Origin of the sequence: Paenibacillus ginsengarvi (genome assembly GCF_003626695.1) — a bacterium.
GTDB classification, from domain to species: Bacteria; Bacillota; Bacilli; order Paenibacillales; family NBRC-103111; genus Paenibacillus_AB; species Paenibacillus_AB ginsengarvi.
Genome location: NZ_RBAH01000010.1, coordinates 94,834 through 107,516, shown reverse-complemented (window position 1 = coordinate 107,516; position 12,683 = coordinate 94,834). Strand labels below are relative to the sequence as shown.

Here is a 12,683-nt window from a genome sequence, read left to right as displayed (position 1 = left end):
CTCGCCTATTATAACAGGGGAGGGACGACGATGAACCAGATTTCGGCCGAAGAAGCTGAACACGATAGCCTGGCTTCTTTATTTTGGCATTCCCGTTATTGCGGTACTGCTCCTATGGATCGGGATCACGCTAAGAGGGGTGAAACGGGAGCTCATGCGGCGTCCCAGATAGGTCGGGAATGAACATCGCGGAACAGAAGGGACAAGGATAAGCTGTGTGGACACGCGAACAGTTAAAAACGAGAGCCAAAGGTGTTCTGAGGACGTCTTATTGGAAGGCATTTCTGGCCAGCCTGCTGCTGGCGGTCGTAAGCGGCGGACTTCCGAGCTGTAATTATAATACGGGCACCGGAAGCAGCCGCGATTGGAACCCGTTTGCATCGGACGATTTCGGAGGTGGCATCGACTTCGAATGGAACGGGATTGTAGCAGCCATTATAGCGATCATTTTGCTGGTGGGAATTGTGATTTTCTTGGCGGCGATTGTGTTCACCATCTTGGTGAGGTTTCCGCTGGAAGTCGGCGTCATGCAGTATTTCAAACAATCCGCGTTGGATGACGTGAACCTGAATTATTTGGGTTATTCTTTCGGCAAAGGGAAATATGTACCTATCGTTAAAGGGATGTTTTACACAAGATTGCTAAACTTCCTGTGGTATTTGCTGCTATTCATACCGGGCATCGTCAAATCGTACGCATACAGCATGGTACCCTACATCCTGGCAGATAACCCGGGAATCGGCTCGAAGCGCGCGGTAGAGCTGAGCAACCGGATGACCAGAGCCCAGAAGTGGGAGATGTTCGTGCTCGACCTGAGCTTTATCGGCTGGTACCTGCTCGGCACGCTTGCCCTCCTGGTCGGTGTTCTGTTCGTTCTGCCTTATACGAACGCGACCAAAGCGGAGCTGTATATCGTGCTTCGTCAGCAGGCGCTTGATGAAGGGATATGCAGCCGGGAAGAGTTGAATTTGATCTGAGGAACGGTTTCGGGGCGGTCTAGAAGTCATTTCACTGACTTTCTAGACAGCTCTGTTTCTTTGTGCCTTGTTATGTAAGCGTTTAAAAAGTGCAAAACATCGGACCGATAGGGCAAAGATCGAATCTGGCCTGTTGGTTTATGATGGATGTGCAGTCTAAGCGGATGGAATGCGGCAGCAGCAGGAACTGTACGTTTATCGCTCTTATCGATGCATACTCTCGTTCGGACGGACACAACGCCGTCGGTTACGCTTATGTATGATGAATAGGGGAGTGATGAGAATGAAAACGAGTTATACGCTGGCATGTACGGCAGTCGCGGCCCTGATGGTGCTTGCGGCCGGCTGCTCCGGCGGGCAATCGGCGGGTACGAACGGGCAGTCGGACAAACAGGACGGGCCCGCGGCCAAAGCGAACCCGGAACCGGTCAAGCTGACGCTGCAGCCGGTTGGGGCCGGTTACTTGTACGAGGAAGATTTTCAGATGATGGTCGCCGAGCCGCTTAAGAAAAAGTACCCGCACATTACGGTCGAGTACGTCACGCCCGCGAAAGGCACGATGATCGACGAGCTGGTGGCGGCGAAGTCGGTGCCGGACATCCTGTTGTACGGGATCGGCAACTATACGCAATATCGCGATCTCGGTATTTTGACTGACATTACCCCAATGCTGACGAAAATGAAAATAGACACAAACCGGTTCAAACCGTGGGTGCTCGACAATATCAAGGTTGACGGCAAGCTGTACAGTTTGCCGTATGCGATGAATACAAATGCGATTTACTACAATCTCGACCTGTTCGACAAGTTTGGCGTCGCGTATCCGAAGGACGGCCTATCCTGGGACGACATTATCGAGCTGACGAAACGGCTTAGCCGGACGGACAATGGCACGGCGTACAAAGGCTTTATGTATCTGAACAGCTACTGGGTCGGCTACCAGTTGTCGCTGCCGTTCACCGACGCAGTGAAAAAGAAGTCGGCGATCAACTCGGACGGATGGAGCCGGGTGTTCCAGATGATGAAAGCGATCGATACGATCCCCGGCAACGAACGGGGCAGCCCGGTCGCGGACTTTTACGACAAGCGCATCCTCGCTATGGTCGGCGCCTACAACCTCGTGCCGACGCTCAAGCAGGACAAATATCAGACGCTGCGCTGGGACGTCGCCGGTTATCCGAGCTTCAAGGAAAAGCCGAACATCGCCCCGCCGGTCGATTTGCACCAGGTTACCATCTCGAACAGCACGAAGCACCCCGAGGAAGCGATGCTCGTCGTCGATTTGCTGACGTCCGAGGAAGTGCAGCTCATAAGCGCCCGTCGCACCGGTCGCGCTTCGCCCCTGGCGAACAAGAAGATCGAGCAGGAGCTGGGCGCCGAAATGCCGCTGATCAAAGGGAAAAACGTCACCTCCTTCTTTGCTACGCAGCCGGCACCGAATGTCGTCTTCGCGAACGAGGACCTCGCGGTGCAAAAAAGCATCGATAAATTTTATAAAGACTACAGCAGCGGTTCGATCGACGTTAACGTACTGATGCAGAAGATTGAGGAAGACGCCAATCAGGCGATTAGCGTGATTAAAAGTAAATGATGGCAGATGAATCTAAGGCCGTTTACTCCTGTCGGGGCAGCGGTCTTTTCCCGTTCTACTAGGCGATCTCGCGGGAACGGAGGGCTGATTTGAATATAATCAAACCATACCGTGAATGCCGGACTGGAAAGTTATAACATGGGATTAAGAGGGCGATGCAGCCCTATATGTAAGGAGAATGGATATGGAGCCTCTACACCGGGTAAAGGCGGCCTGGAACGAATGGTCCGATACGGACTTTGCCAAATATCGTTCCGATGAACGAATGGCCAAGCTCGTTTCATCTCCGGAGTCGGCTTTCCATCCGACTACCTATTCCATGATCAAAAAAGCTTTGCCCGATCTAATGGGGAAGCGAGTATGCGTGCCGTCCAGCGGCGATAATCATGCCGTTTTTGCTTTTCATTTGATGGGCGCTTCCGTTACCTCGGTCGACATCTCGGAGCGGCAGCTGGAGCATGGCGCGGCTATAGCGAAGCGTCATGGGTGGGACATTGAATTCGTATGCGACGATACGATGGAGCTCAGCCGTATATCGAGCGATGCCTATGACTTCGTTTACACCTCTAACGGTGTTCATGTATGGATTCATGACCTGCGGGCGATGTACCGAAGCATTCGTAGAATTCTTACTGGCGGCGGTGCCATCATTATGTACGATGTTCATCCGTTTACCCGTCCCTTTACAGACAATACCCAGCAGCTAACGATACGAAAACCTTACGACGCAACAGGTCCTTTCGGAGAGATCCCGACCTACACATGGCGAATGCAGGATATTTTGAACGCAATGGCTTCTTCCGGCTTGATCGTGAAGCATGTGGAAGAGATGTACGCGGAGTACAATACATATTGGTTCGAAGTAAGCGGTGATAGGGAGCGTTTGTCTCAAGAGGAGCTGGACCGGCTGTATCGATGGGAGCATAATCCGCTGGCGGCGCTTCCTCAGTGGTTATCGATTTATGCGGTTAAATGAATGGCGGCTTACGAATTAGCACAAGCCGAAGCCATCGTTCTGGAAAGTGGCGGATACAGCCCTTTCGAGTTTGAAAAGGAGGAGCAGTCCATGACTATGCTAAAGGTAGGAATCGTGCAGTACAATTGCAGCATCCCCGACCCGAGCTTGAATACCGAAATCGGCCTGCGGTATGTGAATGAAGCGAAAAGTCTCGGCGCGGATATCGTCCTGTTCCCAGAATGCTGGATTACGGCTTACGCCTTTCCCGATATTGCCGAATCGGATTTGCCGGTCAGCGAGATTGAACGTCACCCGGATTTCCAGGCATGGTACGAGACGGCGTTAGACGAGAATAGCGTACCGCTGCAACAATTCCGGCAAATCGCGAAAGAGTTGTCCATCGGTATCGTAATAACCGGTTTTACCAAAGGGGAAAAACGTCCGCAAAATTCCGCATTCGTCATCGACCGGAACGGCGAGATCATACTGAAATACAGCAAAGTCCATACTTGCGATTTTGCCGCCGAACGTTTGCTGGAGAGCGGTACCGAGTTTAAGGTGTGCGAGTTTGACGGCATAAAGCTTGGCATCATGATTTGCTATGACAGGGAATATCCCGAGAGCGCCAGAATGCTCATGCTGAAAGGCGCGGAAATCGTGCTGGTTCCCAACGATTGCGGGACCATGAAGATCCGATTGCAGGCGCTCTCTACCCGAGCGTACGAAAACATGATTGGTATCGCGATGGCAAACACGCCCGGCGACAATGCGGGCTGCTCCTGCGCTTTTAGCCCGATAGCCTGGGATCGCCACGGCCGATCGGTCGACAATACGATTATATTGGCGGATGAGAAGACGGAGGGCATCTTTATAGCGACATTCGATATAGATGAATTGAGACACTACCGCGAACGCGAAATGATGGGGAATACGTTCCGAAAAGTGAATGCCTATGAGCTGCTCACGAGCAAACGCGTAGAGGCGCCATTTATACGAACCTGATGAAGAACGCCGCAAGCGAGCGATCGTCGTTTTGCTTGAGTCCGAGTAGGATATACTGGTACGTAACGAAACGAAAGAGGAGGCAAACGGATGACAGAACCAGTCAAAGTAACGATTAAAGTGAACGACAACGGATCGCTCCGGATTACCGGGCCGGTTGAGTTGGTGGACGCGGAGGGCAATCCGTTCGAGCACAAAGATTCGTTTTCGCTATGCCGATGCGGAGCTTCGGGCAACAAGCCGTTCTGTGACGGCACACACAAGACGATCGGCTTCGAAAGCGCTCCAAGAGCGAAAAAAGACTAAGGACCGCCAAAAAAACAAACCCGGAATCGCTATTCGAGACCGGGTTTGTTTTTTGGCGTGACCAGAACATAAGGAGGCCGATTATGACGGTAATCAGCATAGAAGGTGCAAGTGCCGTCGGGAAAACAACGACATCGGCCCAGTTGGCCGCAAGCTACGGCGGTTTCCACATCCCCGAGGTCAATACGTGGTGGAAACAGCGCCCGGTGCCCGAATACCGCGAATGGTGGTTTGAGCGCCAGGCAGACCGATGGAGAATCACGCAAGAGCATCTGGCTACCCATCGCTTCGCCGTGATCGATATCGATTTGTTCCAGCCGTTCTGGTACAATTGGGCGTTTGATTTTACGCTGTTCGATCGTCAATCTCTGGAATTTGTGAGTCATTATTACCGCAAGCTAATCCTGCAGCAGCAGATAGGATTCCCCGATAAATACTATGTTCTGTCCGCAACTGAAGTGGAGTTAAGGAAGCGCAAGGTCGAGGATACGACGAGACGGCGCGGAGGATTTGAAATGAACCTGCAGTTCGTCGAGCCGCAGAAAAGTTACTTTCGAGCGTTAAATGCTTTTGTCCCCGATCTCGTACATTTCATAGAATCGGTTTCCGTAGAAACGAATGCCGAGCTTATTATGAATACGATCCCGCCAGGCAGAAGGGACCATACGTATTCCATCGAATTGTTTGATTACATGGTCGATTGGCTCGGCTCCCATAAAGCTTCTGAATTTCGGTAATACACCGTCGGTGTTTACCAGCTAAAATCCAACGAGAAGGGGAAGTTCTAGTGAGAATCAGAACGGCGGCAAGAGCGGTAATTGTAAAAGACGAGGAGCTTCTTGTGCTGAGGAGAACGGGAGTTCAAGGCGAATTTTTCGTGCTTCCCGGAGGTGGTCAGCATCACGGCGAAAGCATTCAAGATACATTGATCCGCGAAGTATTGGAGGAAGTTAGTGTAGAGGTTAAGATTGAACAAATGCTCTTCATTAATGAGTTCATTGCCAAACGAGATTCGAAGTTTCCGGAACTGGAGCCGGACGTGCATCAAATCGATTTTAGTTTTTTGTGTTCGATCACTTCCCCGCACGAAGCAAAGGTCGGACCAGTCCCCGATGTCCATCAAGTGGGAATCGCCTGGATTCCGCTATGCGAGATCACCGATTACAACAAGCACCCGGAGCATGATCTGAATTTCATTATGGGTGCCCCGTCGAGGCGCGCACTAGCGCAATGGATTTCCAATCGCGAGAGCTTTCAGACGCCGGTATGGATAGAGGGGTAACTCCAAGCGTCCACAAATAGACAGCCATGAGGTGACACGGATGAATTTTCAAGGCCTGACCGTGAAGGAGCTGCTCGAACTGCCGATTCTGAAGGACGCGAAGGTGGTCGGGGGCGAGTTGGGGCTGGGCCGTTTCGTGCGGTTCATCGATATTATAGAACAGGCCGTAAAACCCACGCCTTCAGGCGTTGGGATATAAGGCCTTTGGATGTGGGGCGGCTATAGCCGCCTCAAGCATCCGATAAAAAAAAGAACGTTTGTTCCCGTTTCTGTGGTATTCTATATACAGGAGGTGAATGTCTTGTTAAGAACGTACAAGTTCCGATTGTATCCTACAAGCGAGCAACAAGAAAAGATTCGCTGCACACTCGAACGCTGCCGCTTGCTGTACAATCGTTTGCTCGCTGAACGAATCCACGCTTACAAAACGGAAGGTAAGGCGTTGACCTACAGCCAGCAAGCGAATACATTCCGAGAGCGCAAACAGTATATTCCGGCGTTGAAAGAAGTACACTCCCAGGTGCTACAAGATGTCGCCAGGCGGCTCGACAAGGCCTACCAAGCCTTCTATCGCCGCGTCAAGAACGGCGAAAAGGCGGGATTCCCACGCTTTAAGCCGCAAAGTCGCTACGATTCGTTCACCTATCCGCAAAGCGGATTTGCTCTGGAGGGAACGCGTCTCGAACTCTCCAAGATCGGCCTTGTACGAATCCAATTGCATCGGCAGCTGCGAGGGACGATCAAAACCTGTACGATTACAGAAAAAAACGGTCGATATTACGCTTGTCTGTCTTGCGAATTCGAAGCGGAGCCACTCCCCCTAACCAACCGTCAAGTAGGCGTAGACCTTGGCGTCAGGCAGCTCGCGGCAACCTCGGACGGATCTATTTTTGAAGCGCCGAAGCCTCTGCGCAAAAGCGAGGCGAAGCTGAAACGGCAACAAAAGGCGGTGTCCAGAAAACAGCGCGGTTCGAACCGCAGACGCAAAGCGGTCCTGACGCTTGCGCGGCAGCATGAACGTGTGGCGAACCAGCGCAAAGATTACGCGCACCAAGTCAGCCGGACGCTGGTGAACCGCTACGACCTGATCGCTTTCGAAGAACTGAACGTGCGAGGGATGGTGAAAAACCATCATCTTGCCAAAACCATTGCGGATGCAGGGTGGAGCGGACTCGTACAATTCGTGACGTACAAGGCTGAAAGCGCCGGTCGTCAAGTGGTGCGTGTCGATCCGCGCTATACATCGCAGTGTTGCTCCACATGCCATCACATCGTGAAGAAAACGCTGGCCGAACGTATCCATCGCTGTAAGCAATGCGGTACAACGTTAGATCGGGATGTGAATGCGGCGATCAACATCCTGGCGCGCGCGAAGAGGCAAGTCTCGTAACCGCACAAAGGTAGACTAGGCTCGGACGGAGCCTTCGGGGAGGGACGAGGTTACGAGTCTCGATGATTCGAGAAGCCCACGGCTTAAGCCGTGTGGAGTCGTCACGGAAATTCCCGACGTCAAAGGCTGGTTGCGCGAAGGGGAGCTTATACTGACGACCGGCTATTCGGTCAGACACGACCCTGCGCTGCTGGAGGATGTGATCGAGCAGCTCGCTCAGGCGAACGCCGCGGGACTGGCTATCAAGCCGGAGCGTTTTTTGACGGAAATCCCCAAAGATGTGATCGCCAAAAGCAATGATCACCACATCCCGATTATCGAAATTCCGGCGAACATTCCGCATATCGATAGTACACGGTGATGGAGCATATATTGGACAGGCAGGCGGCTTTGCTGCGCAGATCGGAAGAAGTGTACATCGCTCTGACGAATCTCGTGCTGAACAATAGCGGTATCCAGGTCATGGCCGACGAAGTGGCCGAGCTGATTAAGTGCCCCCTCTGGGTGATCGGCGCGACGGGGGAGATCATCGTCTCGTCTCCGGCAGGCTTGCCCTATGTGCCAGCTTCCAAAACTCGCCATTGGGACGTGAAGGTCGATAAGCAGTATGTAGGAAAGCTTGTTGTCGGCAAAGAGCATCTGGACGAGTTCGAGCAGGTATGCATCGAACAGGCTAGGCTCGTCTTCTCGCTGGAGCTAATGCGGCGGAAAATCGCCTTCGATACGGAAGCCCGTCTCCGGGGCAGCTTCCTCGAAGAGCTTCTGCTGGGGCCGTCCTTATCCAGGCAGGAGGTGGAGGACAAAGGCCGGCAGCTTGGCCTGTTGGCCGAGTGGAGCTGGGAGGTCGGCCTGATTGAAGGAGACGCGGCGCTGCTGGAGTCGTCGTCCCCGTTTAGGACGGAGCTAAATGCTCTCATCCAACGTGAAACGGAAGGCAAGAGTGTGCGAACCCGCTCTATCTTACATAGGCAGGGCGACCGTCTTATTTTGCTGCTGGCCACGCCGCAGCCGGGAGTTCCGAAGAAGGCGCCTAGCGGCGTGCAGGCGAAGGCGGAGACCGAGACGGAATGGTACGGTGCGATCATGCAGCTAGTGGCAGACTGGAGCGGAATACGCATGGGCTTCGGAAGCAGAGGGGCGTTATGGGACATGCACCGGAGCTATCTGGAAGCAAAGAAGGCGCTATTCATCGGGCCCCGGCTGGACCGCAGCAAAACGGTGTTTGCGTACGACGATATCGAGATGTTCCAACTGCTGCTGGATGCTTCCGAGCACGTCCCGTTCGATGCTTTGACTGAGAAAAAGATCGGCAAGTTGTTTCAATACGACAAACAAAACGGCACCGATCTGCTGACTACGTTGTACTATTATTTGACAACCGGGGGCAGCCTGCTCGACACGGCCAACCGGCTATACGTACACCGCAATTCCGTAAAGTACCGCATGGACCGGATTAAGGAAATAACGGGGCTAGATTTGGACAACCCGTTGACCCGGTTCGTCTACTACCTGTGTACGGCGTTTCATTTGTTGAAACATGTGGATTGATTCGAGGCCTCTTGTGCGTTCAGCACAAAGAGGTCTCTTTAGTTTTGGCGGGACGGTACATTGCCCGCTGCTTTTAGAAACCGATACAATTTAGTAATAAAATTCATATTCTTTTTACAAATGAAATGGAAAAGGGGTTGACAGTCCATGATTGGATTAATTCGGGTGTTGACGACGAACGACGAGCAAGTACTGAACGAGCACGGCAGACTCATCTCCAAAATGTATGCGGTTCCGGTACGAAACGAATGCATCCCCGATCAGCCGCTCGGCATCTACAATAACGAGACGGAGCAGCTCGCGAATCCGAAAATTGTCGCGCTGGGCCGGAAGCTTGAGCAGGAAGGCAGCCAAGCGCTCATCGTCAGCTGTGCGGCCGATCCCGCAGTAGAGCAGCTTCGCGGGCAGGTGTCCGTTCCGGTGATCGGCGCCGGCAGCGCAGCCTCTTACATGGCGCGTGCGCTCGGCAAACGTGTCGGGGTGATGGGCATTACGGAAACGCTTCCAGACATTATGAAAGCGATTTTGGGCGAAGCGTTCGTCCGTTATATTCAGCCGGAAGGCGTGTCGAACACAACCGATTTGCTGACGCCGGCCGGACGGGAGCGGGCGATTGCGGCAGCCCGGACACTGATGGAGCAAGGGACGGAAGTGATCGTGTTCGCCTGTACCGGTTTTTCCACGATCGGCCTCGCTAGCGTGCTGCGGAAGGAGCTGCGCATCCCGGTTATCGACGCAGTCGAAGCGGAAGGACTGTTTGCGTCGGCAGTGTACAAGCAGCTTGGCGGCGTTTAAGCCAGCGGTTGGATAAGACATCCTTTTGCTGCTCAAACTAATGTTTGGTTATGAAGTCGTTTGTTTCCGCGATCGATCAAGCGGAACAGCTCGCAGAGCGAATGAAAGGAAACGAATCATTACGATACGGGGGATTACTCATGGACAACGAAAAAAAGCATCCTAGCATATTCGAGCCGTTTGCCCTCATCCTCAATGTGGTAACGGCGGCCATAGGCGCCATTATCGGGATGCAGATTGTAACGACGCTCGGGGTAACCCCCAATACGGCGATTATCGGAGCGCTCGTGGCGATGCTCATCGCCCGGATTCCGGTTGCTATTTTCAAAAAGTACCGGTCCGTCCATCGGCAAAACCTGGTGCAAACGTCGATCTCCTCCGCTACGTTCGGTGCGGCGAACAGCCTGCTTATTCCGATCGGGATTCCGTTTGCAATGGGCACGCCGGAGCTGATCGTGCCGATGCTGATCGGCGCTGCGCTGGCGATGTTTGTGGACGCCACCATTTTGTATAAAATTTTCGACTCCAAGCTGTTCCCCGCATCGGGTACATGGGCGCCGGGCGTGGCCACCGCCGAATCGATTCTCGCCGGAGACAAGGGCGGCAAACGTGCGGGCTTCCTCGGTATCGGCACGGTGCTGGGTCTGATCGGCTCGTACTTCCACATTTCGATGTCCGCCTTCGGCGTAGCGTTTATCGGCAACATCTGGGCGCTGACGATGTTCGGCATCGGTCTTATGATCCGCCAATATTCCATTCCGTGGTTTAATGTCGACGTCAACAAGCTGTACATCGCGCACGGGGTTATGATCGGCGCAGGGCTTGTAGCGCTCGTTCAGGTTACGATGCTCATCTTCAGTGGACGCAAAAAAAATGCGGGCAAGGCGGAGATCGCCTCCGACGAAAAGCTGACCCGGCCGATCAACGAGGCAAAACGGACGCTCGGCTTCGGCTTTGTCGCCTACCTGATCATCGCGCTGCTGATCGCCCTGCTTGGCGGCATCATTTCGCATATGTCGTTCGGCATGCTGATCGGGTTCATGCTGTTCGCCGCCTTCGCCGCCTTCGTCCACGAGCTGATCGTCGGGATCGCGGCGATGCACTCCGGCTGGTTTCCGGCCTTTGCGGTCGCGTTTATTACGCTGCTATTCGGCATTCTGATCGGTTTTCCACCGGTAGCGCTCGCTCTGCTTGCCGGATTCAGCGCAGCAACCGGTCCCGCATTCGCGGATATGGGCTACGATTTGAAGACGGGCTACATTTTGCGCGGCAACGGCGAGAACAAGGAGCTGGAGCTGCAAGGCAGAAAGCAGCAGTACGTCACGGGGATGATCGCGTTTGGCGTCGCCCTGCTGGTCGTCGTTTTTTCATACAACGGCTATTTCGCACAAAACCTCGTTCCGCCGATCGATAAAGTATACGTTTCTACGATTCAGGCCGGCGCTTCTCCGGATATTATGCTGGAGCTGCTGCTTTGGGCGATTCCGGGGGCGATCCTGCAATTTATCGGGGGGCCGAGCCGCCAGATCGGAGTTTTGTTCGCTACCGGTTTGCTCATCTTGACGCCGAACGCTTGCTGGGCCGTTCTCTCCGGTATCGCCATCCGTCTGATCGTGATGAAGCTGTGGAAGAAAGAAGCGGAGACGCCGATGACGATTATGGCGGCGGGGTTCATTGCCGGGGATGCGCTGTACAGCTTCTTCAACTCGATATTCAAGTTCAGAAAGTGAGGCAGGCGTTCATGGCTATACTAAAGTTGGACGAGCAAATGGTGGAATACGCCGTCTACGGCGGTGCCGTCTTAGGCGGCGGCGGTGGCGGCTGGATCGAGGAAGGGCTGAAGATCGGCCGGCTCGCGCTGGAGATCGGGCAGCCGAAGCTGTTAACCGTCGACGAGTTTGCGGACGACGATCTGCTCGTAACCGTATCGATGGTCGGAGCGCCGGCGGCCAAGGAGCAGTTCGTGCTGCCGATTCATTACGCTAAAGCGCTGGAGCTTTTGATGCAAAAACTCGGCAGGCCGGTCAAGGGGCTCAACACGAACGAGAACGGTGCGGGAACGACCGTAAACGGCTGGTTCCAATCGGCCGTAACGGGCATTCCTCTCATCGATCTGGCGTGCAACGGGCGGGCGCATCCTACGGGGGCTATGGGCTCCCTAAACTTGACCGAGCTGGACGGTTACGTGTCCCATCAAGCCGCTGCCGGCGGAAAGGACGAGCGCTACATGGAGCTGAGCGTATCCGGCACGCTGGAAAAGGCGGCAGGGATGATCCGCAAAGCTTCCGTCGAGGCAGGCGGGCTCGTGGCCGTAGCCAGAAATCCGGTAACGGTCTCCTATGCGAAGCAGCACGGCGCGGCAGGCGCCATATCCCAGGCGATCGAAACCGGGCGGGCCCTGCTGGCCCATCAAGGCGAAGCGGCGATCGATTCGGTCGTTTCGAAACTCGGGGGCAAGTGGGTGACATCCGGTACGGTAACCGACTTCCAGCTTGAAACGAAGGGCGGCTTCGACGTCGGCACGGTGCGGATCGACGACGCGTACGAGATGACGTTCTGGAACGAATATATGACGCTCGAAAAAGACGGCGAACGGTTCGCCACATTTCCCGACCTGATCATGACGCTGGATGCGAAGACGGCCAAGCCGATCGTGACTGCAGCCGTCGAGAAAGGCCAGCGGCTGGCCGTCATAACCGTGCCGAAGGAGAAGCTGCTTTTGTCCAGCACGATGAGCAACGAGAGGTTGCTGAAGCCGGTCGAGGACATTATCCAGAAGTCGATTATTCCTTTCGCCATTCCGGCGAAGCGGTCTTAATGAAATACGTTAGTAC

Annotated in this window: 14 protein-coding genes; all 14 read left to right on the top strand. The window is 54.1% G+C overall.

Annotated elements, in window-relative coordinates:
* Positions 1-215 precede the first annotated feature (215 nt).
* The 14 genes from D7M11_RS15400 (at position 216) to D7M11_RS15340 (ending at position 12,667) form a co-directional block, all read left to right on the top strand.
* Positions 216-977, top strand: coding sequence for a DUF975 family protein (locus tag D7M11_RS15400; RefSeq protein WP_120748131.1), 762 nt, complete (start codon positions 216-218; stop codon positions 975-977).
* 283 nt (positions 978-1,260) lie between these two features.
* Complete coding sequence (locus tag D7M11_RS15395) at positions 1,261-2,568, top strand: ABC transporter substrate-binding protein (protein WP_158606637.1); 1,308 nt, start codon at positions 1,261-1,263, stop codon at positions 2,566-2,568.
* 184 nt (positions 2,569-2,752) lie between these two features.
* On the top strand, positions 2,753-3,544 hold the full coding sequence (locus D7M11_RS15390; protein WP_120748129.1) for a class I SAM-dependent methyltransferase: 792 nt from the start codon (positions 2,753-2,755) through the stop codon (positions 3,542-3,544).
* 90 nt (positions 3,545-3,634) lie between these two features.
* Positions 3,635-4,528 carry a carbon-nitrogen hydrolase family protein gene (locus D7M11_RS15385; RefSeq protein ID WP_120748234.1) on the top strand — a complete coding sequence of 298 codons (894 nt, stop codon included), beginning with the start codon at positions 3,635-3,637 and terminating at the stop codon, positions 4,526-4,528.
* A gap of 90 nt (positions 4,529-4,618) precedes the next feature.
* Positions 4,619-4,834: a CDGSH iron-sulfur domain-containing protein gene (locus tag D7M11_RS15380; RefSeq protein ID WP_120748128.1), complete on the top strand. Its 216-nt coding sequence runs from the start codon at positions 4,619-4,621 to the stop codon at positions 4,832-4,834.
* 83 nt (positions 4,835-4,917) lie between these two features.
* Positions 4,918-5,571: an ATP-binding protein gene (locus D7M11_RS15375; protein ID WP_120748127.1), complete on the top strand. Its 654-nt coding sequence runs from the start codon at positions 4,918-4,920 to the stop codon at positions 5,569-5,571.
* 50 nt (positions 5,572-5,621) lie between these two features.
* Positions 5,622-6,116, top strand: coding sequence for an NUDIX domain-containing protein (locus D7M11_RS15370; protein ID WP_158606636.1), 495 nt, complete (start codon positions 5,622-5,624; stop codon positions 6,114-6,116).
* A gap of 40 nt (positions 6,117-6,156) precedes the next feature.
* A complete protein-coding gene (locus tag D7M11_RS36425) occupies positions 6,157-6,315 on the top strand; it encodes a hypothetical protein (RefSeq protein ID WP_158606635.1) in 159 nt (52 codons plus the stop codon).
* A 102-nt stretch (positions 6,316-6,417) separates the two neighbouring features.
* Positions 6,418-7,506: an RNA-guided endonuclease InsQ/TnpB family protein gene (locus tag D7M11_RS15365; RefSeq protein WP_120748125.1), complete on the top strand. Its 1,089-nt coding sequence runs from the start codon at positions 6,418-6,420 to the stop codon at positions 7,504-7,506.
* A gap of 109 nt (positions 7,507-7,615) precedes the next feature.
* The gene (locus tag D7M11_RS15360) at positions 7,616-7,867 is read left to right on the top strand and encodes a PucR family transcriptional regulator ligand-binding domain-containing protein (protein ID WP_120748124.1); all 252 of its coding nucleotides are present in this window, start codon (positions 7,616-7,618) and stop codon (positions 7,865-7,867) included.
* Positions 7,867-9,054, top strand: coding sequence for a PucR family transcriptional regulator (locus D7M11_RS15355; protein WP_120748123.1), 1,188 nt, complete (start codon positions 7,867-7,869; stop codon positions 9,052-9,054). Before D7M11_RS15360 ends, D7M11_RS15355 begins: the two co-directional genes overlap by 1 nt.
* Before the next feature lie 147 nt (positions 9,055-9,201).
* Positions 9,202-9,849 (top strand): aspartate/glutamate racemase family protein, encoded by a 648-nt coding sequence (locus D7M11_RS15350; protein ID WP_120748122.1) that lies wholly within the window; start codon positions 9,202-9,204, stop codon positions 9,847-9,849.
* Positions 9,850-9,989: 140 nt separating this feature from the next.
* The gene (locus tag D7M11_RS15345) at positions 9,990-11,579 is read left to right on the top strand and encodes an OPT/YSL family transporter (protein WP_120748121.1); all 1,590 of its coding nucleotides are present in this window, start codon (positions 9,990-9,992) and stop codon (positions 11,577-11,579) included.
* An 11-nt stretch (positions 11,580-11,590) separates the two neighbouring features.
* Positions 11,591-12,667, top strand: a complete 1,077-nt coding sequence (locus D7M11_RS15340) for a DUF917 domain-containing protein (protein WP_120748120.1) — start codon at positions 11,591-11,593, stop codon at positions 12,665-12,667.
* Positions 12,668-12,683 lie beyond the last annotated feature (16 nt).